This window comes from Deinococcus seoulensis, assembly GCF_014648115.1.
Classification (GTDB): Bacteria; Deinococcota; Deinococci; order Deinococcales; family Deinococcaceae; genus Deinococcus; species Deinococcus seoulensis.
Genome location: NZ_BMQM01000028.1, coordinates 22,602 through 49,104 on the forward strand (window position 1 = coordinate 22,602; position 26,503 = coordinate 49,104).

A 26,503-nucleotide genomic window follows, 5' to 3' on the forward strand; every position below is an offset into this window, starting at 1 on the left:
GCACGCCCCACCCGACGCCCGGTCAGCCGCGCCACGCCCACGTATGACCGCCGGGAACCCGACCCACGCCCGGCCTCAGCCCAGGGCCGGGCTCAGTTGCAGCAACGTGATTTCCGGTTCGCACAGGTTCCGCACCGGCAGGCCACTCAGGCCCAGGCCCCGGCTGACATACGCGGGCGTGACGTGCTCGCCCTGCACCCAGCCCATCGCGTACCGCTGCCCGAACGCACTGGGCACCATCGGCGCGCCCCACAGCGGCACCCTCACCTGCCCGCCGTGCGTGTGCCCGCACAGCACCAGCCCCGCCGGGCGCGGCAACGCGGGCAGCAGGTCCGGGTTGTGCGTGACCAGCAGCGTCGCCCGGTTCCCTGCGCCCTCCAGGGCCGCCGTCACGTCCGGCTTGCCGAACCACAGGTCGTCCGTGCCGCCCACCCACAGGTCGTCCCGCACCGCGCGCCCCTCGTCACGCAGGATCGTCACGCCCGCCCCCGCGAACGCCGCCGTCAGTTCCGCGCGTTTGGCCGCCCAGTCCGCGCGGGGCGCGCCGTAGTGCCGCCCGCCGTACCTCCCGAAACTGCCGTAATCGTGGTTGCCCCACACGCCCAGCACGCCCAGGGGTGCGCGCAGGCGCCCCAGTTCCCGCAGCAGCGGCCCCGGCAGGTCGTCCATGCGGGCGTCCAGTTGATCGCCGCCCAGCAGCACCACGTCCGGCCGCAGGTCGTTCGTGGCGTCCACCCAGGCCGCCACGCTTCCGGCCCCGATGAACAGCCCGTAGTGCAGGTCGGTCAGGAACGCGGCGCGCAGCGGGGCGCGCAGGCCCGGCAGCGTGCGCTCATGGCGGGTCACGCCGAAACGGTACGCCTGCGCCGCCCCCGCGCCGCCCGCCACCAGCGCCGCCGCGCTCCCCCCGGCCAGGGTGCGCAGGAACAGACGTCGGGTCACGGTCATGCGCTCCAGCCTAACGCCCACGACCCGGCCGGAACGTCCCCCGGAAGATGCAACCCGCGCGGCCCGCCGCCGACCCGCACCTTCTCCGGGCGGCGGGGTAGACTTGCGGGATGCAAGGTGAGCCCGAGAATCTGCTGGTCATAGACGTACTGGACGAGGACGCCGGACTGGCGGACGTGGAGGACCTGCGCGGCCGCACCTTCCAGTTGCCGGCCGAGTGGCTGCCCGGCGCGGCCGACGGCGCGGCGTACCGCGTGAACGTCAGCGGCGCGCACGTGACGTTCACGCCCGACCCGAACGGCGCGGCCCTGCTGCGCGAACGCAGCAAGCAGACGCTGCTGGACTTCAGCGACGAACCCGACAGCGACCGGCCCGACAGCGACCGGCCCGACAGCGACCGGCCGGGCAGTGACCAGCCGGGCAGCGGGGAGCGCCCATGAGCCGGCAGGTGCTGATCATTCCCGACCTGCACGGCCGCCCGGACCTGCTGCGCGCCACCCTGGAACGCTTCCCGGACGCGCATTACGTGTCGCTGGGCGACGCCATCGACCGCGGGCCGCGCTCCATGCCGGTCGTGGAGAAACTGATGGAACTGCACGCCGCCGGGCGCGCCACGCTGCTGATGGGCAACCACGAACGCATGATGCAGGAAGGCGTGAAATGGTACCGGCAGTACGAGGGCACCCACGACCTGGGCGATTACCGCCGCGCGATGGAAGGCTACCAGTGGTGGATGCGCGCCGGGGGCGAGACGGTCCGCAAGGAACTCGGCGGGCTGACCCTGGAGAAATTCCCGCCGCTGCTGGAGGCGTACCTGAACGTCCTGCGGCGCGTCGTGTACGTCACCGCCGACGGCGACATCCACGACGAGGCGCCCGCGCACCCCAGCGTGATGATCGCGCACGCCTCGCCGCCCGTGCGGCACCCGCAGCACCCCAACCCGCTGTCGGCGGCGCTGTGGCTGCGGCCGTTCGAGGGTCCGTTCCCGCTGCCCGACGGGGTCATGTACTCCGTGCACGGGCACACGCCGGTGCCCACGCCGTCACGCATGGGCCGCCACCTGTACATCGACCTGGGCGCGTACGACACGGGCCGCCTCGCCGTGGCCGAGGTGAACGTGCACGGCCTGCCGAACGTCACGGTGTTCTGCGGGCGCGGCGAACCCGCCCGTGGCCGCAAGTACGCCCGGTTCGGGGAGCCCATTCCCGTCACGCCGGTCGACCTGCCCGGCGCCCCACCCCGGTAAGCACCACCCCGGTCTGCGGGGGCTGTCAGCCCAGGATCTTCAGGTCGTCCTGCCGCGCCGAGAGCCACGTGGGCGGCCCGTCACGGACGATCACGTCCTCCTCCAGGCCGATGAAGCCGTGGCCGGGCACCATGACGCCCAGTTCCAGGGTGTACACCTCGTTCTCGCGCACGGGTCCCTCGACGGTCTGCCCGTAGCGGGGCCAGCGCGGGCCGAGGAGGGTGCCGCCGTCGTGCGTGGCGCGGCCCAGCCCGTGCCCCAGCGCGTGCTGGTACTCGGGGTACCCGGCGGCGACCAGCGCGGCGCGCGCGGCGGCGTCCACGGCGTGGCCGGGCGTGCCGGGGCGCAGGGCGTCCGCGCCCGCCTGGATGGCGTTCCAGCAGGCGCGGAAGGCGGCCTGCACGGCGTCCGGCACCGGGTTCCCGTCGGGCAGGCGGTACACGCGCTGGATGTCCGAGCAGTACCCGTGGCTCAGGCGCACGCCGTAGTCGATGTGCAGCAGGTCGCCGGGCCGCAGGGCGTGATCGCCGGGCGGCGCGTGCGAGGGGCGGCTGTCCGGGCCGATGTGCACGTTCGGGCAGGCGTTCCAGCCCCAGGAAGGCTCGGCGCCGTCGCGGCGGCACAGGCCGTGCAGGAAGGCCGCGACGTCCCGCTCCCGCCAGCCGGGGTGGGCGGCGGCCGCCATCTCGCGCAGGTGCGCCTCGGCCAGTTCGACGGCCTCCCGGATCGCGGCGTGTTCCTCGGGCGTCTTGACGGACCGGAGCTGCCCCAGCAGCGGCGCGGCGCTGTCCCACTCCAGCTCGGGCAGGTCGTCGCCCGGCGTCAGCCAGCCACGCACCCGGCGTTCCAGGCCCGAGGTCAGGCCGTCGCACAGCGGGTCGTCCTCGCTGATGTTCAGCAGCACGCGCCGCGCGCCCAGCCGTCTGACCTCGGCGCGCAGCAGTGCTCGCAGGTCGGCGTCGTAGCCGTGCACGGTCCAGCCGGGCGGCACGGCGTCCGCGTCGAAGCGACCCACGATCGCCACCGCCTCCGTGTGGGTCAGCAGGAAGAGGCTGTCCCAGGTGACGTCCACGCCCGCCACGAGCGTCAGGGCCGGTTCCGGGCGCACGCCGGACTCGCGCGCGGCGATCAGCCACACCTCGCCGTCCCGGAGCAGCGCCTGCGCCTGCCGCCGCTTGCCGTCCTGAAGCGCGTTCGCTGCCGTGTTGGGGGCCATACGGCAGGATACGCCGCCGGTGCCCCGACCGCCGCTACGGTTCCTGCAACAGCCCCTGCGCCTGCGCCAGCGCTTCCGGGGTGTCCACGTCCAGCAGCAGCGCGGCCGGGAAGGTCAGCGTGACGGCCTGCGCGGCGTGCTCGCGGATCAGGTGCCGGGGGCCGTGATCGGCGTCCGGGGCGTCCCGCACGGCCGCCAGCAGGTCCGCGCGGAACAGGTGCGGCGGCGCACGCACCGGCTCTGCGCCGGGCGCGCTGTACCCGGCCAGCACGACGGGCGCGCCGGTCTCGCGGAAGGCGGCGATCAGCGCGGCGTGCTGCGCGGCCCCCAGCAGCGGCATGTCGGCCAGCGCGAAGTTCACGGCGGCCAGCCCGCCCGGCAGCGCTCCCACCGCCGCGCGGAAGGAACTGCCCAGACCGCGCGCCGGGGCCGGGTTCACCACGAACGCGAACGGCAGGTCCCGCAGCGCCGCCCGGATGCCGTCGCCCACCTCGCCGGGCGGGACGGCGCACAGCAGCGTGTCGTGCCCGGCGTCCGCCAGCGCCTGCGCCGCGTGGCGCACCAGCGGCCGCCCGGCCAGCAGGGCCAGCTGTTTGGGGCCGCCCATGCGGGTGCCCAGCCCGGCCGCCAGCAGCACACCCGCGACAGGACCGTGCGCGTGTGGCGCGTGAGAGGGTGCAGTCATACCTGCATGGTAGTGCCGGCCGGACCCGCCACTGGCCTGACGGGGCAGCAGGCCAGGGGCGGCGGATGGTAGGGGCGGCAGATGGCAGTGGTGGCAGATGGTGGGGAGGGCCAATCTTTCTTCAACCCCCGCCGCCCTACAATGGGGCCACTCACTTAATTCACCGTGGCCCGCGCGCCGCAGGAGGTCCGCTATGAAACTCAGTTACTCAGGTCAGGAACAGGTGCAGGCCCCCCCCGCCGCCGTGTGGGCGTTCGTGCAGGACCCGGAACGCGTGGCGCGCTGCCTGCCGGACGTGCAGGAAGTCGTGGTGCACGATCAGACGCACATGGACGCCACCGTGCAGGTGGGCGTGGGCATGGTGCGCGGCAAGTTCAAGTTCAAGATCGAGGTGCTGCCCGACGAGGCGGCGAACCGCGTGAACGTGAAGGTGCAGGGCGGCGGGCTGGGCAGCGTCGTGGACCTGACTGCCGGGGCGAACGTCGTGGACAACGGCAACGGCACGACCACCCTGGACTGGACCGGTGACGCCACCATGCGCGGCCCGGTCGCCACGGTCGGCGGCCGCCTGCTGGACGCGCAGGCGCAGAAGCTGATCTCCAAGACCTTCGAGAACATGAGCGCGCACGTCGGTGCGTCCGGCAGCACGCTGGCCTGAATGACGGTCTGGCAGCCGTGCAGGACAGCCCCGTGACCCGCCGCCCCGTGACGCAGGGTTCTGTGACGCAGGGTCCTGTGACGCAGGCGCCTGCGGCGGGGCTAGCCGCTGTCCTGTTCGCTGCTGGCCCGCTCACTGCTGGCCCGTTCGCTGCTGGGCAGGGCCAGCGGGGCGCGCAGCGGCTCGGCGCGGATCAGGCCGTGCGGCGAGACGCTCAGCACGCGCTGTTCGGCCAGGGTCCACAGGGCGCGGTGCACGCTCATCTCGGTCGCGGCGTCCCCGCGCGGCGCGAGGCGGTCGAGCAGGGCGGTGTAACGCAGTTCGGTGTCCGGCGCGCCGCCCGCCCAGGGGGTCACGGCGACCACGGCGCTCAGCACCTGCCGCTGCGCGGGCGTCTGGGCCAGGGCCAGCAGGCGCTCGCGGTTGCGGATGCGGGCCACGCGGGCCTCGCGTTCCGCGCGGCGGCGGGCCAGCACGGCCAGCGCTTCCGGGTCGGGGCGGGTGTCCTGCGCGGCGCGGCGTTCGGTGATCAGGCGTTCCAGGCGGGCGTCGGCGCGTTCGCCCAGGCGGGTGCGGGCCTCGGTTCCGGCGGCGCGCAGGCGTTCGGCGGCGCTGTCGACCGGGCCGCGCAGCGCGCTGCTGGCGGCCTGCCGGGCGGCCTTCACGGGGTCGCGTTCGGTGGGGTCGGTGTCGGTCAGGGCGCGGCCCAGGCGGATCAGGGTGTTCAGTGTGCGGCCAGTCTTGCTGCGGCTCATGGGGCCTCCGGGAGTGCGGTGGGGGTGGGGTGGGCGTGCGCCCGTGAATGCGCCCAGTCTGCCGCAGCCGCGCGTGACTTTCATCCGCCGGGGGGTGCCGTTCCCTTTACGTGTCGCGGCCCGCTCGCGTGCCGGGCGGCCGACGCAACGAGGGCGCGCCGCCCGGCTCCTTTCGGAGGGGGCGGCGCGCAGGTTGACCTTTCCCGCTGGGGGGCCTTCAGTGGCTGTTCAGGCGGCGCTGGAGGAACGGGCGGGCGTTTCGGGGACGCGCTGGGGGGCCAGGGCGACGTTCCGGCGCTCGGCGCGGGCGGCGGCCGGAGCGGGCAGCAGGGCGCCCATGGCGAGGCTCATCAGGGCGGTCAGGGCGACGGCCATCCACAGCATGCTGGCCTCGGTGGGGTCCAGCAGGACGGTCAGGACCATCAGGGGCGCAGCGATCACGCCGTGCGCCAGGGCGGGCAGGACGATGTTCCCGCCGCTGCGGTGCGCCTGCGCGAAGCGGCGCCCGAAGTGCAGGCCGGAGAACAGGGCGATCAGGGCGCAGAGCAGCAGGGGAAAGGTCATGCTGGAACCCTACGCGCCGGACTCTCACCGTCCCGTCACCGGCCCCGCCACTCCCGAACATTAAGATCGCGGCCCGAACCGGATGGAGCCGCGCCAGGAGAGAGAAACATGTCTTGTAAGAATTGCTGTCATACGGATTCCGTTTATTTCGTTGACAGATCGGAACACCACCGATCTGTCAACTCCACGTCCGGAATCCGTTTTGCTCCTACTCGCTCCGCTCGGATTGAATGGCTTATCAAGCCATTCAATCGGAGTCCGTATCAGACGCTCACGCCGCGCCTCACCCCCCCCGCCGACATGAGGGTCGCGTGAACGCCGCGCTGCCCACGCCCGCCGACCTGCAAGCCGCTTTCCTGGCACGCGGGTACGTGGCCGACGACGCCCTGGCGACCGCGCTGCGGCTGGTCGTGGCGCTCGGCAAGCCGCTGCTGCTGGAAGGTCCGGCCGGGGTCGGGAAGACCGAGGCCGCCAAGACGCTGGCCGCCACGCTGGGCACGCGCCTGATCCGCCTGCAATGCTACGAGGGCCTGGACGCGCAGTCGGCGCTGTACGAGTGGAACTACGCGCGCCAGTTGCTGCACCTGCGGGCCGCCGAGCTGGGCGGGCAGGGCGGCGTGACCGACGAGGACCTGTACAGCGAACGCTTCCTGATGGCGCGTCCGCTGCTGCAGGCGATCCGCGAGGAGCAGGCTCCCGTGCTGCTGATCGACGAGGTGGACCGCGCCGACGACGCCTTCGAGGCGTTCCTGCTGGAACTGCTGGCCGAGTGGCAGATCACCGTGCCGGAACTGGGAACCATCGAGGCCCGCACGCGCCCGCACGTGATCCTGACCAGTAACCGCTCGCGGGAACTGAGTGATGCGCTGCGCCGCCGCTGCCTGTACCACTGGACCGAGTACCCCAGCCGCGCGCAGGAACTGGCGATCGTGCACGCGCGCCTGCCCGGCGTGAACGAGACGCTGGCGCAGCAGGTCACGAACGCCGTGCACGCCCTGCGCGCGCTGCCGCTGGGCAAACCGCCGGGCGTGGCGGAAACGCTGGACTGGGCGGCGGCGCTGGTCAGCCTGCACGCCGATCACCTGGACGCCCCCGGCATCCGCGCGACGCTGGGCGCGGTCCTGAAACTGCGGGAGGATCAGCTGCTGGCCGCGCCGACGTTGCAGGGGCTGGCGGCGCAGGCGGCGGCGGGCCACCAGTCGGGCGCGTGAGCGGGTTGGGGGTCATCCCGCCGGACCTGGCGTCGCAGGTGTCGGCGTTCACGGCGCGGCTGCGCGACCGGCACGGTTTCCTGATCGGGCCGGGTGAGACGGCCGACGCGCTGCGCGCGCTGGGCGCGGTGGACGTGCTGGAGCGGCGCGAGGTGCGCGGGGCGCTGCGGGCGGTCCTGAGTGCCAGCCCCGAGCAGTTGCGGCTGTTCGACCTGGAATTCAACGCCTTCTTCCGGGTGGAGGGCGCGGCGCAGCCGAAACTGCCGCCCCTGCTGCCGGAAACGAAAGCGCCGGGAGGCGAGGAGCAGACCGACGCCGGGCCGCCTCCCCCACCGCAGCCGGGCCAGCGGCCCGCACCTAAACCCACCCGCGCGCCCGCCCCGGACGACACGCCGGACCCGGACGAGGACGCGCCGGACAGTCAGGCGCCGGGGCAACCGCTGGACGGCGACGATACCGCCCCGCCGGACGACGCGGCCGTGCCCAGCCTGCGCGCCCGCCTGAGCCCGAACGCCGCGCCGGGACAGGCCGTGCAGGCGGGCGGCGACGACCTGCCGGACCTGCTGCGGGCCGCGTCGGCGCTGGTGCGGTCCCTGCACCTGGGCCGCGCGCGCCGCCTGAAACCGCAGGCCAACCGGGGACCGAAACTGGACGCCCGCCGCACCCTGCGGGCCGCCGCCCGCACCGCCGGGGACGCCACGCTGCTGCGCTGGCTGGGCCGCCCGCGCCGCGCGCCGCGCTTCCTGCTGGTGATCGACGGGAGCCGCTCGATGGGCACTGACGCCACGCTGCTGCTGCGCTTTGCGCAGGCGCTGCACCTGCGCTCGCGGCGGGTGGAGGTGTACGCGTTCAGTACCGGCCTGACCCGCCTGACCCCCGCGCTGCGCCGCGCCGCGCCGGGCGCCCCGCTGAGCCTGCTGGACCTGGGGGAAGCCTGGGGCGGCGGCACCCGCATCGGCGAGAACCTGCTGCGACTGGCGCGCGAGGAACGCGCCCGCGTGAACCGCGACACGCTGGTCCTGATCCTCAGTGACGGGCTGGATACCGGCGAGCCCGCGCTGGTCAGCCGGGCGCTGCGGGACCTGCGCGCGCAGGCAGGACAGGTGGTGTGGCTCTCGCCGCTGGCGGCCCTGCCGGGCTACCAGCCGGTGCAGCGGGCGATCATGGCGGCCCTGCCGTTCCTGGACGCGCTGCTGCCGGTGGGCGGCGCGGCCGACCTGCACGCCCTGCCGCGCCGCCTGAAGACCGCGCGCCGCTGACGCGGGCCGCCCCGACCAGCGCGCCGTAAGGGTCTCGCAAGGGGCCGTGTGTTGAAATCGTGCCATGAAGCGATCCCTCACCGCTGACCACACGGATTCCCCACGCCGGGCCACGCGCGGCTGGCGCACCCCGGCGCTGCTGCTGGCGGCGTCGCTGCTGCTGGCCTCCTGCGGCGGGACGGGCGCGCCCTCGACCGGCGGCGTGACCCCCGGCACGGGCGGGAACGTCACGCCGGGCGCGCTGGCCGTCAGCGTGGAGAGCGTGCCGGTCGCCGGGGCGTTCGCGCAGAGCGGCACCCTGCGCGTCAGTGGCGTGTCACCGGCCGGTGTGGGCGCAGCCCTCGCGGCCGGGCAGGCGGGCGCGCAGCTGAGTGTGGGCACCCCGGTCGCCAGTGGCAGCGACACCCTGCTGCCCGTCACGCTGGGCGGCGCGGCCCTCGCCTCGGGCGGGTCGGTGCAGCTGACCGTGAGTGCCGGAACGCGCCAGCAGACCCTGACCGTGACCGTGCTGGGCAGCGCGGCGCACCCCATCCCGGCGGGCGGCGCGGCGGGCGCGGCGTACTTCGCCAGCGCCGCCCGCACGCAGGGCCAGCAGGTGCTGCTGCGCGCGCCCGCCAGCGCCGACGAGGCCTCGCGGCACAGCCTGATGCGCTTCGACGCGGCGGACACCACCTTCACGCCCGTGGCGTTCCCGGTCACGGGCTTCGAGACCATCACCAGTCACGCCGTCAGCGGCACAGACGTGTGGGCAGCGGTGCGCGGCGTGAGTGCCGAGGGCAGTTTCCTGCTGCGGCGCGGCGCGGACGGCCGCACCCAGCGGTTCCTGGCAGGCACGGTCGAGACGCTGAACAACCTGCTGACCCTCCCGGACGGCCGCGTGGCGTTCACGGCGTACGGGCAGCCGCAGGTGCTGCTGCTGGACCCGGTGAGCGGCGCGGTCAGCCGCGTGCCCACAGACGGCGCGCCCGACAGCGCCGCGCTGGGCGCGGACGGCCTGCTGTACTTCACGCGGCGCGGCGACGCCCCGGCGGTCGTGCAACTGAACCCGGCCAGCGGGCAGTCCCGCGCGTTCCCGGTCGGCACGCCCGGCGTGAGCGTGCCCGTCCACCTGAACGCCGCGCCGGACGGCACGCTGTGGTTCACGGAATCCCGCACCGGCAGCCTCTGGAACCTCGACCCGGTCAGCGGCAAGCAGCGCAGCGTGACCCTGCCCACCGGCACGAACGCCCGCGCGGGCGAGGTCGCCGTGGCCCCCGACGGGACCGTCTGGGCGGCCGACACCGCGCGCGGCGACCTGCTGCGCGTCCGGCCGGGCGACACCCGCGCCGTCAGCATCGACCTGCCTGCCGTGACCGGCGGAGGCCCCCGCGCCCTGACCGTCGCGGCTAGCGGCACCCTCTGGTTCGAGACGGGCGGCCAGCTCGGACAGATCCGCTAAAACCGTTGATGGTCAAAGGTTGATGGTTGATGGAGGGCAGCGACTTCCTCCATCAACCATCACCTTTCAACCATCAACTCCTTGTACGGATTCCGTCTGTTTCGCTGACAGATCGGAACACCACCGATCTGCCAGCTCCACGCCCGGAACCCGCTTCGACTCCTACTCGCTCCGCTCGGATTGAACGGCTTTATAAGCCATTCAATCGGAGTCCGTATTACAGGTCGCGGCGGCTGAAGCGGTACATGCCTCCCAGGACGGCCAGGACGGTCAGGGCGACGGCCCAGACGACCAGACCGGCGGCGATGGGGGCGTTGGCGAAGAAGGGGTTCGCGCCGCGTGAGGCCTCGCTGATCTGGAGGGCCACCTCGGGTTGCAGGTGGTAACTGGCGCCCAGCCACAGGGCGTTGGTGGGCATCAGGGCGTTCGCGGCGCGGCCCAGGGTGGTCAGGGTGGGCGTGTCCGCGAACGTGCCAATGGACCCCAGGATGCCGCCCGTGAAGCCCACGCCGTACAGCACGAACACGCCGATGCCGTTGGCAAGCGTGGTGAACAGCGTGCTGCCCAGCACGGTCAGGCCGGTCAGCAGCAGCGTGGACAGCAGGATCAGGCCGGTCGCGGCGAGCGGGGCGGGCGGCAGGTAGCCGGTGATGGCGTACACGCCGCCGAGCAGTCCGGCGCTCAGCAGGGCCACGTACCCGAGGTTCACGGCGCTGAAGCCCAGCCAGCGCCCCAGCACCAGTTGCGCGCGGCTGATGGGCCGGGCGATGACGCTCTGCATGACGCCGTTCTCGATGTCGCCGCTGACGGCGCCCACCGTGGACAGCACGGCCATCAGGGACCCCAGGAAGTACACGAGGTACATGCCGAACATGGCCGAGTAGATGACGGGCAGGTTCGACGCGCCGTTCAGGCTGCGGCCGTCCAGTCCGGCCTCCAGGGACCGCTCGTCCAGGGTGCCTTCCAGCCGCACGATGCCGTACAGGTAGAAGCCCAGGAACAGCGCGGTCAGCAGCAGCAGCACGCTCACGAGGCGTTTACGGACCGCCTCGCGCAGCGAGAGTTCCGCGATCAGCAGGGCGTTACGCATGGGCGGCCCCCTGGCCCAGGCGGGCGGTGCGGGCGCTGCTGTCCGGGGTGTCCTCGATCAGGTCCAGGAACATGGTCTCCAGGTCCGGGCGGCGCGGGTTCAGGGCGTACAGGCGCGCCCCGGCGGCGTGAATGGCACTGGCGACGGCGGGAATGGCGTCCTCGTGGTCCAGCCACAGTTCCACGTCGGCGCGGCCCGGCGTGTTCGTGTCGGTGTGGCGCAGTTCGCCCAGGCCCGAGAGGGTGTCCAGCAGGCCCGGCGGCAGGTGGTCCACGCGCACGTCCAGCGGCAGGACGCCGCCCATCAGTTCGCGCATGCTGCCCTGCTGCAGCACGCGGCCCTGTTTCACGAACGCCACGCGGTCGCAGACCTGCTCGACTTCCGACAGCAGGTGAGAGTTCAGGAACACGGCTGTGCCCTCGCCGCGCAGCCGCTCGATGATCTCGCGCACCTCGACCCGCCCGATGGGGTCCAGGGCGCTGGTCGGTTCATCCAGGAACACCAGCGCCGGGCGGGCCAGGATCGCTCCGGCCAGCCCGGCGCGCTGCAACATGCCCTTGGAGTACCCGCCCAGGTTCTCGCCGCCGCGCCCGCCCAGCCCGACGGTTTCCAGCACCTGCGGGATGCGGGCGCTCAGTTCGGCGGCCTTCAGGCCTGCCAGCCGCCCGTGAAACCGCAGGAATTCCTCGGCGGTCATCCAGGTCTGAAAGCGGAACTGTTCGGGCAGGAAGCCCAGGCGGGCGCGCACGGCCGGGTCGTGCGGACTGCCGCCCAGGACCTGCACGCGCCCGCCCGTGGGGTGCACGAGGCCCAGCAGCATCTTCACGGTGGTGCTTTTCCCGGCGCCGTTCGGGCCGAGGAACCCGAACACCTCGCCCGGCGGGACGGTCAGGGTCAGGCTCTCCACTACGGCCCGGCCCCGGTACTCCTTGCGCAGTTCCTGCGTTTCGATGGCGTTCACACGTTTCAGCATAGGCGCGCGCCGCCCGCCGGATCGTCAGTCTTTCTGCGGACGTTCTGCGGCGTGCCCCTGATACGGACTCCGATTGAATGGCTTTATAAGCCATTCAATCCGAGCGGAGCGAGTAGGAGCAAAACGGATTCCGGACGTGGAGTTGACAGATCGGTGGTGTTCCGATCTGTCAACGAAATAAACGGAATCCGTATGAGAGCCGGTCGACTGCGCGCAGCGGGGGGGGCGGCCGGGGGGGGCGACCACAGGGACTTCACGGAATCTTGATGCGCCGCCCATCAGAATCAGGGACAATGCCTGTCATGTCCGCCTCCGCCCCGTTTGACGCCGGGACCCTGCGACTGCCTGAGAACCTCCCCCCGGAGCTGCTCAGGCAGTGGCAATCGGCGGCCGACGACCGCGAGCGGGCGCAGGCGCTGACCGGCATGGCGCGCTTCATGCGGGACTCGTCGATGCGCGCCGCGCAGCAACTGGGCGAGGCGGCCCTGGAACTGGCCATGCAGGCCGGCGCGCCCGAGGAAGCCACCCTGGCCCTGGTCGGCCTGGGGTTCGTGGCGGCGCACCTGAACCAGCCGGACCGCTCGCAGGAGAGCGTGGCGCGCGCCACCGAACTGATTCACGAGCACGGCCTGAGTCACCTGCGGTCGTCGGTGGTGAACGTGCGCGCCCTGACGCAGATGCTGATCGGCGACATGAACAGCGCCCGGCAGGATCTGCAGGAAGCCCTGAGCACTGCGCAGCAGGAAGGCGATCCGGGCGACATCGGGAACGCCCTCGTGAACCTGGGGTGGCTGGCGAACAGCGCGGGCGACCCCGGCGAGGCCCTGCACCAGCTGAACCTGCTCGAAGAGCACATTCATACCCTCAGCGACGCGGACATCATCCATGACCTGAACAACTACCTGCACGAGAACCGCGCGGCCGCGTACGTGCTGCTGGCCCGCCGCGCCCGCGACCGGGGCCGCCCGGAAGCGGCGGAGCAGGCGGCCCGCCAGGGCCTGATGGTCCTGCGCGCCGCCACGGCGTCCCTGCGCACCCACCCCAGCCTGACCACCGAGGTGCTGTGTCACGCGCACGAGAGCGCCCTGCACCTGCTGCTGGGCAACCTGAGCGGCGCCCAGCAGGCCGCCGACCGGGCCGCCGCCATGAACAGCGACCTCGACCAGCAGCTGTACATCGAGGTGCCCATGTGCCTCGCGGAACTGCACGAGGCGCAGGGCGACCCGGCCGCCGCCCTCGCCGACTACCACCGCGCGCTGAGCATCGTCCGCAGCCAGAAACGCCACCGGGACACGCAGGTGATCCTGCGCGCCATGGCCGCCCTGCACGAACGCGCCGGGCAGTACCCGCAGGCGCTTCAGGTCCTGCGGGACGCCCTTCAGGACACCCAGGACGCCCTGGAACGCGTGAACACAGCCGCCCAGCGCCACCTGTCCCTGGCCCACGACCTGCAACAGGCCCGCCAGGACGCCAGTTCCTGGCAGGACCGCCTGCGGCACGCCGAAACCCAGGCCCGCCAGGACCCGCTGACCGGCCTGCTCAACCGCCGGGGCCTGGAAGAAGGCCTGCCCGCCCTGACCGGAAACGGCGACGCCCTGCTGGCCGCCCTGTTCCTGGACATCGATCACTTCAAACGCGTGAACGACCGGCACTCCCACGCCGGGGGTGACCGGGCGTTGCAGGGCGTCGCGCAGGTACTCCGGGCGCAGCTGACCCGCTGGCCCCACGCCCTCCTGGCCCGTTACGGCGGCGAGGAATTCGTGCTGATCACGCCCGTCACGGACGCCGCGCAGGCCCACGCGCTGGCCGAAGCCTGCCGCCGCGCCGTGGCCGCCCACGACTGGACTGCGCTGCTGCCCGGCACGAACCTGACCGCCAGCGTCGGGTACGCCGTCGAACCCGGCGAACGCCTGCCCGAGGCGCTCTCGCAGGCCGACGAGCACCTGTACCGCGCCAAACGCGCCGGCCGCAACCGCGTGTACCCACCCAGCGACTGATCCGGACACCGCTGGGAGCCAGGGCGCGGGGAGCGGGAGCAAAACCGGCGGCCCGCCTCCGGGGTGGAGGGGGCCGCGCGGACAGACGCCGCGATCAGCGGGTCAGGATTGTTTCGATCTGTTCGATCACGTCGCTGCTCAGGCGCACGCCGGCGGCCTTGACGGTGTCCTCGATCTGCTGGACTTTCGTGGCGCCCGTGATGACGCTGCTCACGCCTTTCTGACGCAGGATCCATGCGAGGGCCAGTTGCGCGCGGGTGATGTTCAGGTCGTCGGCGATGGCTTTCAGGTCGCGGACCTTCTGGATGTTCTCGTCGGTCAGGAAGTTCTTGCCCCAGTTTTCCTTCTCGGTCAGGCGGGCGCCCTCGGGTTTGCCGTCGTCGTACTTGCCGGTCAGCAGGCCCATGGCGAGCGGGCTCCAGACGACCAGGCCCACGCCGGCCGTCTCGGTGTACGGCAGGATCTCCTTCTCGACGCGGTCGCGGCGGATCATGGAGTACTCGGGCTGCTCGGTGATGGGCGCGTGCAGGCCGTTCGCGCGGGCGAACTCGACCGCCTGGGCGATGCGCGCGGCGGGCCACATGCTGGTCCCCCAGTACAGGGCCTTGCCGTCACGGATGACCTGATCGAAGGCCATGACGATCTCTTCCATGGGCACGTCGGGGTCGTAACGGTGAGCGAAGTACACGTCGAGGTGGTCGGTGCCCAGGCGTTTCAGGCTGCCGTCGATGCTGTGCAGGATGTGCTTGCGGCTCAGGCCCCGGTCGTTCACGTCGTCGCTCATGGGCCAGTACACCTTGGAGCTGATGACCAGCGTGTGGCGCGGCAGTTCGCGCAGCACGTTGCCCATCAGTTCCTCGCTGCGGCCCCTGGCGTAGATGTCGGCCTGATCGAAGAAGTTCACGCCGCCGTCGTACGCGGCGGTGACGATGTCGCGCACCATCTGCTGCTCGTTCACGCCGACGCCGTACGTTTCCCAGCCGCCCAGGGCGACTTCGCTGACTTTCAGACCGCTCTTGCCGAGGTTCCGGTATTCCATGCGGGACACTTTATCGGGTAAAGCATGAGCCGTCCGTCAGGTGAAGTCAACATAAAGAAAGGCTCATCACCTTCCGGGTCGCCTGTGCGTCCGGGCTGCGTTCAGGCAGGCGCGGCCTCTGTCTCCGACTGCGGATCGAAGCTGTCCCGCGCCCGCTCGACCAGCGTCAGGATGTCGTACGTGGCGACCAGCGCGCCGTCCTGGTTGGTGATCTCGCTGCGCCACTCGACCACACCGGTCGGGCGGGTCTCGCCGGGGCGCAGGTCCTTGCGGATCTTGCGTTTGCAGGTCAGCCGCGTGCGGATGGTGTCCCCGATCCCCACAGGCTCGATGAAGCGCAGGTTCTCCAGGCCGTAGTTCGCCAGCACCGGCCCCGGCGCGGGCGAAACGAACTGCCCGGCCGCCGCCGAGATCAGGAAGTACCCGTGCGCCACGCGCTTCCCGAAGATGCCCTCCCGCGCGCCGATCTCGTCCACGTGCGCGTAAAAGTGGTCGCCGGTCAGGCCTGCGAAGTTCACGATGTCCGCCTCCGTGACGGTCCGGCGGTGCGTGAGGAGGCTGTCCCCCACCTGAATCTGGTCGAAGGACTTGCGGAACGGGTGGACGACATCCTCCTGCACCTCGGCGCCGGGAACGAACTCCCGCGTGATGCTCGTCAGGATGGTCGGGTCGGCCTGCACCGCCACGCGGTTCATGTGATGCCGCACCGCCGAGAGGCCCCCCAGTTCCGAGCCACCCCCGGCGCGGCCCGGACCGCCGTGATTCAGCTGCGGCAGCGGCGACCCGTGCCCGGTGTTCTCCTTCGCGTTGTCACGGTTCAGGACCAGCAGGCGGCCATGCGAACTCGCCATGCCCAGCACCAGTTCCGTCGCCTCGGCGCGGTCACGGGACACGATGCTCCCGGCCAGCGACCCCCGGCCCAGTTTCGTCAGGTGAATCGCGTCCTCCAGCGAGTCGTACGGCAACAGCGTCGCCACCGGCCCGAACGCCTCCAGCTCATGCGGCCCCCGCGCGGTCAGGGGGGTCTCGCACAGCAACACCGTCGGGTCGAGGAACGCGCCCTTCTCGCGGTCGCCGCCCAGCAGTTGCGCCTCGCCGCTGATCACCACGCGCGCCTCCTGCTGCAACTTCTCCAGCGTCTCACGCACCCGCTCGCGCTGCTCCACGCTCACCAGCGCGCCCATCCGCACGTCGTCCCGCGCCGGGTCACCCAGCGTCACCTTCGCCAGCTCGCGGCGCAGACCCTCCGTCACCGCCTCCACCAGATGCGAGGGCACCAGCGCCCGGCGGATCGCGGTGCACTTCTGCCCGGCCTTCCCGGTCATCTCGCGCGCCACCTCGCGCACGAACAGCGCAAATTCAGGGTCCTCCGGCTTCACCGACAGGCCCAGCACCGATGCGTTCAGGCTGTCCGCCTCCGCATTGAACGGCACCGACCGCCCCACGATCGCCGGATGCACCCGCAACCGCGCCGCCGTCGCCGCCGACCCCGTGAACGCCACCACATCCTGCTCCTCCACGTGATCCAGCAGCGACCCCGGCTCCCCCGTCACCAGTTGCAGCGACCCCTCCGGAATCAGGCCCGACGCCACGATGTCCCGCACCACCCGCTCCGTCAGGTACGCCGTCTGCGGCGCAGGCTTCACCAGACTCGGCATCCCCCCGATGAACGCGGGTGCGAACTTCTCCAGCATCCCCCACACCGGGAAGTTGAACGCATTGATCTGCACCGCTATGCCCTCACGCGGCACCAGCAGGTGACGACCCACGAACGTCCCCTCGCGCCCCAACCGCTCCACGCGCCCGTCCGGCCAGAAGCGCTCGTCCGGCAGTTCCCGCCGCGCCGCACTCGCGTAACTGAACAGCGTGCCGATCCCACCTTCGATATCCACCCACGAATCCCGCCGCGTCGCCCCCGTCAGGGTGCTCAGCGCGTAATACGCCTCCTTCCGCTCCATCAGGAACGCCCCCAGCGCCTTCAAGGCACGCGCCCGCTCATGGAACGTCATGCGCCGCAACGCCGCGCCCGCTTTCCGCCCGTACGCCAGCGCCCCACCGAAATCCACGCCGTCCGACGAGATCACCGCCACCGGACGCCCATACACCGCGTCCAGCAGCACCTGCCCATCCGCATTCGCATGCCACGAACCAGACACATAAGACGCCGGACGAAGAAGATCAGAAGTCATTGATTGAGTCACAGAAACGCTCCTTGGAAGAGAAAGACGATTCGATCTGAAATTGAGATAGAAGTCGGGGAAACAGGCGCTGCGCGCACCCCCTCCCGGCCGCCCCCCTCAAGGGGGAGGGGAAAAGGAGAGGGTCACACTCCCGTTCCCGACCGGGCGCTTACACTGCCGCATGACGATCACCACGCAGCATGAACTGGACGGCATGACCCTCGCCGGGAAGGTCGTCGCCCGCACCCTGGACGCCCTGCGCGCCGCTGTCGAACCGGGCGTGACGCCCGCCGAACTGGACGCCCTGGCCGGGCAGGTGTTCGCGGGGTTCGGCGCGTTCTCTGCCCCACGTGCCGAGTACGGCGCGCCCGTGAACGTGTTCATCAGCGTGAACGACGACATCGTCCACGGACTCCCCACGAACCGCCCGCTTCAGGCGGGGGACGTGGTGTGCATCGACGTCACGCCGAACGTCGGCGGGTTCGTCGCGGACGCCGCCATCACGGTCGCCGTGCCGCCCGTCTCCCCCACCGCCGCCCGCCTCATCAAGGCCGCCGAGGCCGCCCTGGCGCGCGGCCTGAACGCCGCCCGCGCCGGACAACCCCTGAACGGCATCGGGCGCGCCATTCAGACCGAGGTGCAGCGCCGGGGCTTCACGCTCCTGCCGGAACTCCAGGGGCACGGCGTGGGCCGCGCCATCCACGAGAAACCCGACGTCCCCAACTACTACCGCCCCGCGCTGCGTAAACCCCTGCACGAGGGCCTCGTGATCGCCGTGGAACCCATGATCAGCACCGGCAGAAGCCCCCGCGTCCGCACCCGCCGCGACGGCTGGACCCTCGCCACCACCGACGGCGGCCTCGCTGCCCACGTAGAACACACCATCATGATCATGAAAGGGAAACCGGTGATATTGACGGCGTGACGTGAGGGTCACTCCTCCCCCCGAAGAAAGCGGGTGAGGTGGCTGGTAAACGCCGCAAACTGGGTGCGGTGCAGGGGGTGGCCGCCGCCTGGAATCTCGACCACGCGGGCGTCGGGCAGCTGGCGGGCGGTGTCCTCGATGCGTTCCTGGGGCATCCAGCTGGTCTCCCCGCCTCGCAGGAGAAGTGCCGGGCACCCGATCTGCGCGAGGTCATTCCACCAACGGGCGTTCGTGGCGTGCAGCTCCGGGAACAGCTGCATGGTGGCGTTCCAGTCGTGCCGGACACCCTCCGGAGCCTCGGCAGGCGGCGCGGGCTGCTCCCAGGTGGTCGGCAGCGGCGTATCCACCGTGACCAACTGCCGGACACGCGCGGGGTGCGCCTGCGCGTACAGGTAGGCGACCACACCCCCCAGCGAGAAGCCCAGCAGCACGAAGTCGTTCAGCTGAAGGGCGTCCACGAACGCCGCCACGTCGTCCCGCATGGCCTCCAGGCTGTACTGCTCTGTCCGGACACTCTGCCCGTGCCCCCGCAGATCAAGTGCCACGAGACGAAACTGCGGGGCGAGTGCCTGAGCGGTCACGTCCCAGTCCGAACCGTCCCGACCCATGCCATGCAGGGCCAGCACGGTAGGCCTGTCGGGCGTGCCTGTGTCGCGGTACAGGAATTCCCCTGCGGGCAGTCTCAGCGTGCGTTGCATCGTCACTATGCTCTGCCTATACGCTCTTGAAGCCTTCAAACGGTTCCCGGCATGAGTCGCAGACGTACATGCGTTTGCAGAGGGTCGGGCCAAACGAGGCGGTCATCCTCACGTTCAGGCTGCCGCAGCGGGGGCAGCGGGTGGGTTCCACGTCCAGCTGAATCAGCTGCCCTTCCCCGGTGGGGGCAGGGGGCGCGATGCCGTACTGCCGCAGCCGCTCCCGCGCGTCGTCACCTATCCAGTCGGTCGTCCACGGGGGCGTGAGGGTGCTTTTCACCTCGACGTCCGTCACGCCCAGGTCGCGCACCGCCTGCTCAATGCTGTCCCGGATGACGTGCAGTGCGGGACAGCCGCTGAACGTGGGCGTGAACGTCACCGTCACGCCCCCCGCGTCGCCCACGGTCACGTCCCGCACCATGCCCATGTCCGTGATGCTCACGACGGGAATCTCGGGGTCTGGGACGCTGGCCAGCGCGTCCCAGACGGCAGATGGCTGAATGCTGATGGCCGATGGCGCAGGGCGTTCTGCCTTCTGCCTTCCGCCTTCTGCCATCCGCCCGTTCACCAGACCTCGGCGTCGGGGTGTTGCCGGGCGACGCTCTGCATTTCTTCCAGCAGGGGGGCGAGGTGCTCGGTGTGCGTGTCGCGGCCGGGTTGGGTGGTGGGGGCGTCGGGGAGGGTGAGGCCGCATTTGTCCACGAGGTGCCAGGTGATGAGGTCGGTCCAGCGGGCGTGCACGGCGTTCAGGTCGGGAAGGATGCCGGATGCGGTCAGTTCCGCTTCACCCTCGACTGGCTGGAAGAGTTGCGCGGCGTGCGGCCACAGTTCCGTCAGGGCGGCCTGGGTGCGGCGTTCGCTCTCGGGCGTGCCGAGGGCGAGGCGTTCCACCCACAGGGCAGTGTGCTGCACGTGGAATTTCTCCTCGCGCACGGCCTTCGCGGCGATCTCTGCGAGGGAGGCGTAGGTGCTGCGGGTGGCGGCCTCCAGCCACAGCGCCTCGGAGGTGTCGTACAGGAACTGCCGGACCATCGTGAAGGCCCAGTCGCCCTTCGGGAGTTCCACGAGGCGGGTGTTCCGGTAGTCGTCCGGGCCGCGCCAGAACGCCACCTGATCGGGGTCGCTGCCGCCGAGGGTCTGCGCGAGGCTCAGGTACAGTCCGGCGTGCCCGAGTTCGTCCTGCGCGATGTTCGCCAGTGCGATGTCCTCTTCGAGGATGGGGGCGTGCCCGGTCCACTCGCCGTCGCGGTGGGCGAGGATGATCTCGTCGTCGGCGAGGACCGTGAGTTTCAGCAGGAGCGCCTGCGCCTGCGGGTCGGTCAGGGTGGTGGGGGTGGTGGTCATGCGCCTTCCTCGCTGGGGGCGCGGCCCGGCATCAGCCCGGCGCGTTTCAGTTCGCCGACGTGACGGCCGATCACGCCGTAGTACTGCTGCTGCTTGTACGTCTTCTCTTTCGCCGGGGCAAACCAGCTCTCGACGGTGCCGGGGTCCTCGTCGGTGCGGACGACCGCCGACTCCGGGAAGACCATCCAGGCGAGCACGTCGGGGTGCATGATCTGCGCCTTCCGCAGCGCGTCGCCGCTCCCGCTGGCCTGCACGGTCCCGCTGAGGTCCACGAACGTCATGGAGCGTTTGTTCGTGCGTTTCACGCCCACGTGATACGTCCCGGTCTCGCCGGGCGAGTCCAGCAGCGCGGGGTGGGTGGTCAGTTCCTCGGGCGTGGCGGTCAGGATGTCGTCCTCGCGCACGCACCACAGGCTCACGGCGGCCGGGCGGCGCACAAACACGTTCCGCGCCGTCACCAGCGCATGCGGCGGATCACCCGCGTGCACGCTCCCCACCGCCTGATGCGGGCGGCCGGGGGCGTCCTGCTTGAACACCTCCCAGCGCGGCCACTGCGTATCGGGAGAAGAGGATTGAGGTTGAGTCATTGGGTTTCCTTTCGCAGCTGGGGGGCGACCCCTCCGCCCCCTGCGGGGGCACCTCCCCTTAGAGGGGAGGCAGGGGACTTAAAGGCTCCCCTTGAGGGGAGCTGTCAGCGAAGCTGACTGAGGGGTTCTTCAGTCCGCCGCGACCGCGCGTTGCCGGTCGGTGTAGGCCTGGAGGGCGTCGCGGACCCAGGCGCCGTCGTCGTGGGCGTGCTGGCGGGCGCCGAGGCGTTCCCTGTTGAGGCCCTGTTCGCCGCGGATGACGGCCCAGAATTCGTCCCAGTGGATGGGGCCGTGGCGCCAGTTGCCGTGTTCGTCCTGGTGGAGGTCGGGGTCGGGGATGGTGAGGCCCGCTTCGAGGAGTTCGGGGACGTGTTCGTTGATGAATTCCTGGCGGACCTCGTCGTTGCTCTTGAGCTTGATGCCCCATTTCGTGAGGACGCCGCTGTTGGGGCTGTCGGCGTCGTGCGGGCCGAGCATCATCATGGCGGGCCACCACCAGCGGTTCAGGGATTCCTGCGCCATGGCGCGCTGTTCGGGGGTTCCCTGGGCGTAGGCGACGATCATTTCCTTGCCCTGTTTGTGGTGGAAGGTTTCCTCGGAGCAGATGCGGACCATGGCGCGGCTGTACGGGCCGTAGGAGCAGCCGGCGAGCATGGTCTGGTTCTTGATGGCGGCGCCGTCCACGAGCCAGCCGATCATGCCGACGTCCGCCCAGGTGTAGGTGGGGTAGTTGAAGATGCTGCTGTATTTGGCCTTGCCGCTCAGGAGGGCCTGGAGCATGTCCTCGCGGGTGGCGCCGAGGGTTTCGGCGGCGTGGTAGAGGTACTGGCCGTGCCCGGCCTCGTCCTGCACCTTGGCCATGAGGATGGTCTTGCGTTTCAGGCTGGGGGCGCGGGTGATCCATTCGCCTTCGGGGAGCATGCCGACGACCTCGCTGTGGGCGTGCTGGCTGATCATGCGGATGAGCTGGCGGCGGTACTCGGCGGGCATCCAGTCGCCGGCCTCGATCTTCTCGCCGCGGGCGATGCGGGCCTCGAAGTGCGCGTGCTGCTCGGGCGTTTCTCCGGGGCCCATTCCTGATGGGTTCGGGCCGGTCTGGGCGGGGGTGGGGTGGGTCATGGGGGCAACCTCCTGATTGGAACTTGCCCCCAGTGTACCTAACGAGCGTTAGGTCGGGTGTGGGGTGGGTTGCACCCGCGCGGCCCGTTCACCCGGACGCCCACATGGGGCATGCTGTGATACGGATTCCGTTTGTTTCGTTAACAACCCGGGACGGCACCGGGTTGCCAACTCCACGTCCGGAACCCGTTTCGCTCCCACTCGCTCCGCTCGAATTGAACGGCTTTATAAGCCATTCAATCGGAGTCCGTATGAGGCGAACGCACATCCACGCCCTTTCCCCCGGAGGTTCCCCATGACCCGACCCCGCACGCCGCTCCTGCTGGCCTCCGCCCCGATCCTGCTGCTGAGCCTGCTGCTGGGCCTGCTGGCCGCGCCCGCCGCCGCGCAGACCTCGCCCACGCCCGTGAAGGTCTCCTCGCAGACCTGCGGGGCGTACACCCTGACCCTGCGCGAGAACGGCTTCGGGGATCCCCTGGACCGCGTGACCATCTCGCGCGGCGGCGTGACGCACGCCACGGTCCAGGACACCATGGTCGCCGTGGACTTCTGCCGGGACGTGACCGGCGACGGCATCCCGGAAGTCATGCTGGCAGGCTTCTCCGGCGGCGCGCACTGCTGTTTCACGCACACGCTGTACTCGCTGAGCAGCCCGCCCCGGCAACTGCTGCGGGTGTTCAGCGCGCACAGCGCCAGCCTGGACGTCCGGCAACTGGACGGCAAAGGCCCCCTGGAACTCGTCGGCGCGGACTGGCGGTTCGCGTACGCGTACGGCATGAGCTTCGCGGAAAGCCCGGCCCTGCCGGTCGTGTACTCGTACCTGCCCGTGCCCGGCGGGCCGCCCCGCTACGTGAACAACTCGCGGGCGTACGGGCCGTTCATCCTGGGCAGCGTCCGCGCGCAGGAGCAACCCGACTACAGCGGCGGCCTGCTCGCCGGGTACGCCGCCCGCCTGATCGCCGCGCCCGGCACCGCCCGCCCGTACCTGAACACCCTGCCGCAACCGTTCCGCGCGTGGCTGGGCAGTTACGACCCGGACCTGCGCGCCGCTCTGAGCGATTACGGCCTGAGCGACTGGCCCGCCCGCGCCGGAGCGGACCCCGCCGCGACGCCCATCGGGATCGGCGGGTCGTTCAGCGGTCCCGGCCGCACCGAGTACCTGGCGCTCCTGGCACGCGGCACGCAGGGCCAGACGCGCCTGTACCGGCCCGTCAGTGGCGGCATTCAGGCCGGACCCACCCTGAAACAGGTGCCCGTGAAGACCTCCGCCGCTGGCGCCCTGGACGGGTACGTGGACACCGCGTGGTACCCGGCGTTCCCGGTCCGCCGCGCCAGCGGGCAGGACGACGCCGTGATCTTCGACGCCCTCAGCGGCAGCGTGCACTACCGCGCGTACCGCGTGACCCCCGCCGCCCTGACCGAACAGACCGGCGCGCTGGGCGTCGCCGCGACCCTGCTGGGCGACCTGAGCAACGTGGCCCGGCAGGTCGCCTCGCAGTACGCGCAGCCGCAGCAGCCGCGCACGCCCGCGCAGATGCAGGAACTCACGCGCCGCATCGAGGCCGCCGTTACCCGCGCGCAACCCTGGGTGGCCGCCACGACCGCCGACTTCAGCCTGTACGCGCTGGGGAACTTCACGGTCAGCGCCATCGACATGCCCCAGGACACGCCGGACCGCGCCACCGTCACCGCGCCCGTCACGTTCGGCATGGTCGCCGCCGACCAGGACAGCGAGTACGTCAGCGGCACCCGCCAGACCGCCACCATTCACCTGACGCGCGGCCCGCAGGGCTGGCAGGTCACGGACTGGACCCTGACCCCCCGCCCCGGCGACCTGTACGAGGACTGATACGGACTCCGACTTGAATGGGGTGCAAAGACCATTCAATCCGAGCGGATGCGAGTGGGAGGAAGGCGCCCCTCCGGACGAGGAGCTGGTAATCCGGCACGTGGGCGGAAGGCAAAACAGACGGCAATCCATATGAACAGCGGCAGGGCGGCGCCGGTTGCCGGAGCGCCCCGCCGCCTGTCACGGAACCTGTCACGGCACCTGTCACGCGGCGCGGCACACGCCGGATCAGACGACCACGGCACGCGCCCCCGACCCGGCCCCCTACGCTGGGGCATGCGTCAGAACATCAGCAGTGGCAGCCCATGGGAAGCGCAGATCGGGTACTCGCGCGCCGTGAAAGTCGGGAACACCGTGCAGGTCAGCGGCACGACCGCCACCGTGAACGGCGAGGTCGTCGGCGAGGGCGACCCGGCCGAGCAGACCCGCGCGGCGCTGGGCATCATCCGCACCGCGCTGGAAACAGCGGGGGCGAAACTGTCGGACGTGGTCCGCACCCGCATCTACGTGACCGACATCAGTCGCTGGGAAGAGGTCGCCCGCGCGCACGGCGAGGTGTTCCGCGACATCCGCCCCGCCACGACCCTGGTGCAGGTCGCCGCGCTGATCGACCCGCTGCACCTCGTGGAGATCGAGGCCGAAGCCGTCATCGGCGGGTGATCCCCGCCCGTGGGGCAGACTGGGGGGCATGACGGCCCCCCACTCCTCTCCCCCTGTACTGGCCGACCTGCTGGCCCTGGATGAGCGGTTGCGCTCGGCGCTGGTCGCGGAGGCGCGGTTCTCGCATGTCGTGGCGTATGGGAGCGTGCCGCAGGGCAGCGCCGATGCGTTCAGCGATCTGGAGTACTGGGCGTTTCTCGACCCGGCATCTGGCGCGGCGTTCGACGTGCGGGCGTGGCTGTCGGCGCGGCTGGACGTGCAGCACTTCGTGGTGAACGAGTTCGGGACGCCCACCGTACTCCTGCCGGGGCTGCGGCGCGTGGAGCTGCATGTGGCCGCGCAGGAACGCCTGCCGGAAGTGGAGGACTGGACGCCGCAGCACGTGCGCCCGGAACGGATGCTGGTCAAGGACCCGGACGGGCGACTGGCACGGCACCTGGCGGTCCTGGCGGCGCGCCGGACGGACCCGGCGGGCGAGGCGCAGGACACCCTGGACCGGCTACTGAACTGGCTGGCCTTCGGGCTGAACGTGTTGGCGCGCGGCGAGCGCATCCGGGCGCACGAGCTGCTGGGCTGGGTGCAGGGCGGCCTGCTGCGACTGGCGCGGCTGCACGCGGGCCGCACCGCGCACTGGGCGAACGCCTCGCGCCGCGCCGAGCAGGAACTGGACGCCGCGACCCTGGCTCGTTACGCAGGGGTCACGGCCAGCCTGGACGGCCTGGAGGTGGCGTACGCGAACGCCGTGGCCTGGACGCTGGACCTCGCGGCGGGGCAGTCGTTGCATTGCCCTGAAGCGTTGGCGGCCGGGCTGCGGGCAGCGACAATGCAGGCATGACCTCTTCCCTGTCTGGTTCCGTCCGTCCGTTCGATCCGGCGTCACCCCGCCTTGGGGTGGGGCTGGCCGCGCTGGGCCGCCCCGGGTACATCAACCTGGGGCACGCGCGCGACCTCCCGGACCGGTCGGTGGGGGGCATGCAGGCGCAGGCGTGGGCGGTGCTGGACGGGGCGTACGCGGCGGGCGTGCGGTATTTCGACGCGGCGCGCAGTTACGGGCGGGCCGAGGAGTTCCTGGGCGGGTGGGTGCAGGCGCGCGGGCACCGGGACGCCGTGCTGGGCAGCAAGTGGGGGTACACCTACGTGGCGGACTGGCAGCCGGACGCGCCCGTGCATGAGGTCAAGACGCACGACCGGGCCACGCTGGACCGGCAGTGGCCGCAGACGCTCGCGGCGCTGGGCGGCTCCCCGGCGCTGTACCTGATTCACTCGGCGACGCTGGAGTCGGGCGTGCTGGACAACCCGGCGGTGCTGGCGCGACTGGCGGAACTGGCGGCGGGGGGCGTGCGGGTGGGCCTGAGTACCAGCGGCCCGGCGCAGGCGGACACGATCCGGCGGGCGCTGGAGGTGCGGGTGGACGGCGTGAATCCCCTGAGTGCCGTGCAGGCCACCTGGAACCTGCTGGACCGCTCGGCGGGCGCGGCGCTGGCCGACGCGCACGCGGCCGGGTGGGCGACCGTGGTGAAGGAGGGCGTGGCGAACGGCCGTCTGAGCGCGCGGGGCCTGAGCGGACGTGGGGACGTGCCCGCCCCGCTGGCGGCCCTGGCAGCGGAACTGGGCGTCACACCGGACGCGGCGGCCCTGGCGGCTGTGCTGGCGCAACCGTGGGCGGACATGGTCCTGAGTGGCGCGGGCAACACCGATCAGCTGGCGCAGAATCTGGCGGCGCTGCGCGTGCAGGTCCCGGCGGACGCCCTGCCGGAACTGACCGTGGACGCCCGCACGTACTGGCAGGAGCGGGCCGCGCTGCCCTGGAACTGATCCGGACTCCGACTGGATGGTGGGCAGAAACTGTTCAGTCCGGGTGGATGCGATACGGACTCCGATTGAATGGCTTATAAAGCCGTTCAATCCGAGCGGAGCGAGTAGGAGTCGAAGCGGGTTCCGGACGTGGAGTTGGCAACCCGGCGCCCTTCCGGGTTGTCAACGAAATAAACGGAATCCGTATGATACGGACTCCGATTAAATAGATTATAATTGCGGCATCAAACAGATCCCTCTGACCGCCCCT

26 protein-coding genes are annotated in these 26,503 nt (G+C 71.3%); 12 read left to right on the forward strand and 14 right to left on the reverse strand.

Annotated elements, in window-relative coordinates; translation table 11 throughout:
• Window positions 1–75 precede the first annotated feature (75 nt).
• Window positions 76–948 (reverse strand): metallophosphoesterase, encoded by an 873-nt coding sequence (locus IEY70_RS16430; RefSeq protein WP_189066115.1) that lies wholly within the window; start codon window positions 946–948, stop codon window positions 76–78.
• 110 nt (window positions 949–1,058) lie between these two features.
• On the opposite strand from IEY70_RS16430, the gene IEY70_RS16435 reads away from it, so the two are divergent.
• Both IEY70_RS16435 and IEY70_RS16440 read left to right on the forward strand, forming a co-directional pair.
• Window positions 1,059–1,388 (forward strand): hypothetical protein, encoded by a 330-nt coding sequence (locus IEY70_RS16435; protein ID WP_189066116.1) that lies wholly within the window; start codon window positions 1,059–1,061, stop codon window positions 1,386–1,388.
• Complete coding sequence (locus IEY70_RS16440; RefSeq protein ID WP_189066117.1) at window positions 1,385–2,194, forward strand: metallophosphoesterase; 810 nt, start codon at window positions 1,385–1,387, stop codon at window positions 2,192–2,194. The genes IEY70_RS16435 and IEY70_RS16440 overlap by 4 nt, the downstream gene beginning before the upstream one ends.
• Before the next feature lie 25 nt (window positions 2,195–2,219).
• Here IEY70_RS16440 and IEY70_RS16445 read toward each other — a convergent pair whose 3' ends face one another.
• Together IEY70_RS16445 and IEY70_RS16450 are read right to left on the reverse strand one after the other, a co-directional pair.
• Window positions 2,220–3,410 (reverse strand): M24 family metallopeptidase, encoded by a 1,191-nt coding sequence (locus IEY70_RS16445; RefSeq protein WP_189066118.1) that lies wholly within the window; start codon window positions 3,408–3,410, stop codon window positions 2,220–2,222.
• Between the two features lie 34 nt (window positions 3,411–3,444).
• Entirely contained in the window at window positions 3,445–4,095 is a 651-nt protein-coding gene (locus tag IEY70_RS16450) for a nucleotidyltransferase family protein (RefSeq protein WP_189066119.1), read from the reverse strand.
• 193 nt (window positions 4,096–4,288) lie between these two features.
• Here IEY70_RS16450 and IEY70_RS16455 point away from each other — a divergent pair, with 193 nt between their 5' ends.
• Window positions 4,289–4,753, forward strand: coding sequence for an SRPBCC family protein (locus IEY70_RS16455; RefSeq protein WP_189066120.1), 465 nt, complete (start codon window positions 4,289–4,291; stop codon window positions 4,751–4,753).
• Between the two features lie 101 nt (window positions 4,754–4,854).
• Here IEY70_RS16455 and IEY70_RS16460 read toward each other — a convergent pair whose 3' ends face one another.
• Window positions 4,855–5,508: a hypothetical protein gene (locus IEY70_RS16460; protein ID WP_189066121.1), complete on the reverse strand. Its 654-nt coding sequence runs from the start codon at window positions 5,506–5,508 to the stop codon at window positions 4,855–4,857.
• A gap of 228 nt (window positions 5,509–5,736) precedes the next feature.
• Window positions 5,737–6,072 (reverse strand): hypothetical protein, encoded by a 336-nt coding sequence (locus IEY70_RS16465; protein WP_189066122.1) that lies wholly within the window; start codon window positions 6,070–6,072, stop codon window positions 5,737–5,739.
• Window positions 6,073–6,383: 311 nt separating this feature from the next.
• Between IEY70_RS16465 and IEY70_RS16470 the strand changes: the two genes are divergently transcribed.
• The 3 genes from IEY70_RS16470 (at window position 6,384) to IEY70_RS16480 (ending at window position 9,980) form a co-directional block, all read left to right on the forward strand.
• Window positions 6,384–7,283, forward strand: coding sequence for an AAA family ATPase (locus tag IEY70_RS16470; protein ID WP_229777994.1), 900 nt, complete (start codon window positions 6,384–6,386; stop codon window positions 7,281–7,283).
• Window positions 7,280–8,542 (forward strand): VWA domain-containing protein, encoded by a 1,263-nt coding sequence (locus IEY70_RS16475; protein WP_229777995.1) that lies wholly within the window; start codon window positions 7,280–7,282, stop codon window positions 8,540–8,542. Before IEY70_RS16470 ends, IEY70_RS16475 begins: the two co-directional genes overlap by 4 nt.
• Window positions 8,543–8,606: 64 nt before the next feature.
• A complete protein-coding gene (locus IEY70_RS16480; RefSeq protein ID WP_189066124.1) occupies window positions 8,607–9,980 on the forward strand; it encodes a Vgb family protein in 1,374 nt (457 codons plus the stop codon).
• 217 nt (window positions 9,981–10,197) lie between these two features.
• Here IEY70_RS16480 and IEY70_RS16485 read toward each other — a convergent pair whose 3' ends face one another.
• A complete protein-coding gene (locus tag IEY70_RS16485) occupies window positions 10,198–11,070 on the reverse strand; it encodes an ABC transporter permease subunit (protein WP_189066125.1) in 873 nt (290 codons plus the stop codon).
• Window positions 11,063–12,043: an ABC transporter ATP-binding protein gene (locus IEY70_RS16490; RefSeq protein ID WP_189066126.1), complete on the reverse strand. Its 981-nt coding sequence runs from the start codon at window positions 12,041–12,043 to the stop codon at window positions 11,063–11,065. The genes IEY70_RS16485 and IEY70_RS16490 overlap by 8 nt, the downstream gene beginning before the upstream one ends.
• A 302-nt stretch (window positions 12,044–12,345) precedes the next feature.
• On the opposite strand from IEY70_RS16490, the gene IEY70_RS16495 reads away from it, so the two are divergent.
• Window positions 12,346–14,040, forward strand: coding sequence for a GGDEF domain-containing protein (locus tag IEY70_RS16495; RefSeq protein WP_189066127.1), 1,695 nt, complete (start codon window positions 12,346–12,348; stop codon window positions 14,038–14,040).
• Between the two features lie 94 nt (window positions 14,041–14,134).
• On the opposite strand, the gene IEY70_RS16500 is transcribed toward IEY70_RS16495, so the two are convergent.
• Together IEY70_RS16500 and paaZ are read right to left on the reverse strand one after the other, a co-directional pair.
• A complete protein-coding gene (locus IEY70_RS16500; RefSeq protein ID WP_189066128.1) occupies window positions 14,135–15,079 on the reverse strand; it encodes an aldo/keto reductase family protein in 945 nt (314 codons plus the stop codon).
• 101 nt (window positions 15,080–15,180) lie between these two features.
• Complete coding sequence (paaZ, locus tag IEY70_RS16505) at window positions 15,181–17,268, reverse strand: phenylacetic acid degradation bifunctional protein PaaZ (RefSeq protein ID WP_189066129.1); 2,088 nt, start codon at window positions 17,266–17,268, stop codon at window positions 15,181–15,183.
• 172 nt (window positions 17,269–17,440) lie between these two features.
• On the opposite strand from paaZ, the gene map reads away from it, so the two are divergent.
• Window positions 17,441–18,184 (forward strand): type I methionyl aminopeptidase, encoded by a 744-nt coding sequence (gene map / locus IEY70_RS16510; protein ID WP_189066130.1) that lies wholly within the window; start codon window positions 17,441–17,443, stop codon window positions 18,182–18,184.
• An 8-nt stretch (window positions 18,185–18,192) separates the two neighbouring features.
• Here map and IEY70_RS16515 read toward each other — a convergent pair whose 3' ends face one another.
• From IEY70_RS16515 to paaA, 5 genes are all read right to left on the reverse strand, one after another.
• A complete protein-coding gene (locus IEY70_RS16515) occupies window positions 18,193–18,882 on the reverse strand; it encodes an alpha/beta fold hydrolase (RefSeq protein WP_189066131.1) in 690 nt (229 codons plus the stop codon).
• Between the two features lie 16 nt (window positions 18,883–18,898).
• Window positions 18,899–19,435: a 1,2-phenylacetyl-CoA epoxidase subunit PaaD gene (gene paaD, locus IEY70_RS16520; RefSeq protein ID WP_189066132.1), complete on the reverse strand. Its 537-nt coding sequence runs from the start codon at window positions 19,433–19,435 to the stop codon at window positions 18,899–18,901.
• A gap of 8 nt (window positions 19,436–19,443) precedes the next feature.
• Window positions 19,444–20,223, reverse strand: coding sequence for a 1,2-phenylacetyl-CoA epoxidase subunit PaaC (gene paaC, locus IEY70_RS16525; RefSeq protein ID WP_189066133.1), 780 nt, complete (start codon window positions 20,221–20,223; stop codon window positions 19,444–19,446).
• Window positions 20,220–20,810: a phenylacetic acid degradation protein gene (locus tag IEY70_RS16530; protein ID WP_189066134.1), complete on the reverse strand. Its 591-nt coding sequence runs from the start codon at window positions 20,808–20,810 to the stop codon at window positions 20,220–20,222. Before IEY70_RS16530 ends, paaC begins: the two co-directional genes overlap by 4 nt.
• Before the next feature lie 129 nt (window positions 20,811–20,939).
• Window positions 20,940–21,929, reverse strand: coding sequence for a 1,2-phenylacetyl-CoA epoxidase subunit PaaA (gene paaA, locus IEY70_RS16535; protein WP_229777996.1), 990 nt, complete (start codon window positions 21,927–21,929; stop codon window positions 20,940–20,942).
• Between the two features lie 295 nt (window positions 21,930–22,224).
• Between paaA and IEY70_RS16540 the strand changes: the two genes are divergently transcribed.
• The 4 genes from IEY70_RS16540 to IEY70_RS16555 all read left to right on the forward strand — a co-directional run bounded on the left by IEY70_RS16540 (window position 22,225) and on the right by IEY70_RS16555 (window position 26,253).
• Complete coding sequence (locus tag IEY70_RS16540) at window positions 22,225–23,778, forward strand: hypothetical protein (protein ID WP_189066135.1); 1,554 nt, start codon at window positions 22,225–22,227, stop codon at window positions 23,776–23,778.
• A 276-nt stretch (window positions 23,779–24,054) separates the two neighbouring features.
• Entirely contained in the window at window positions 24,055–24,438 is a 384-nt protein-coding gene (locus tag IEY70_RS16545; protein ID WP_189066136.1) for a RidA family protein, read from the forward strand.
• 28 nt (window positions 24,439–24,466) lie between these two features.
• Window positions 24,467–25,273, forward strand: coding sequence for a hypothetical protein (locus IEY70_RS16550; RefSeq protein ID WP_189066137.1), 807 nt, complete (start codon window positions 24,467–24,469; stop codon window positions 25,271–25,273).
• Window positions 25,270–26,253, forward strand: a complete 984-nt coding sequence (locus tag IEY70_RS16555; RefSeq protein WP_189066138.1) for an aldo/keto reductase — start codon at window positions 25,270–25,272, stop codon at window positions 26,251–26,253. The genes IEY70_RS16550 and IEY70_RS16555 overlap by 4 nt, the downstream gene beginning before the upstream one ends.
• Window positions 26,254–26,503 lie beyond the last annotated feature (250 nt).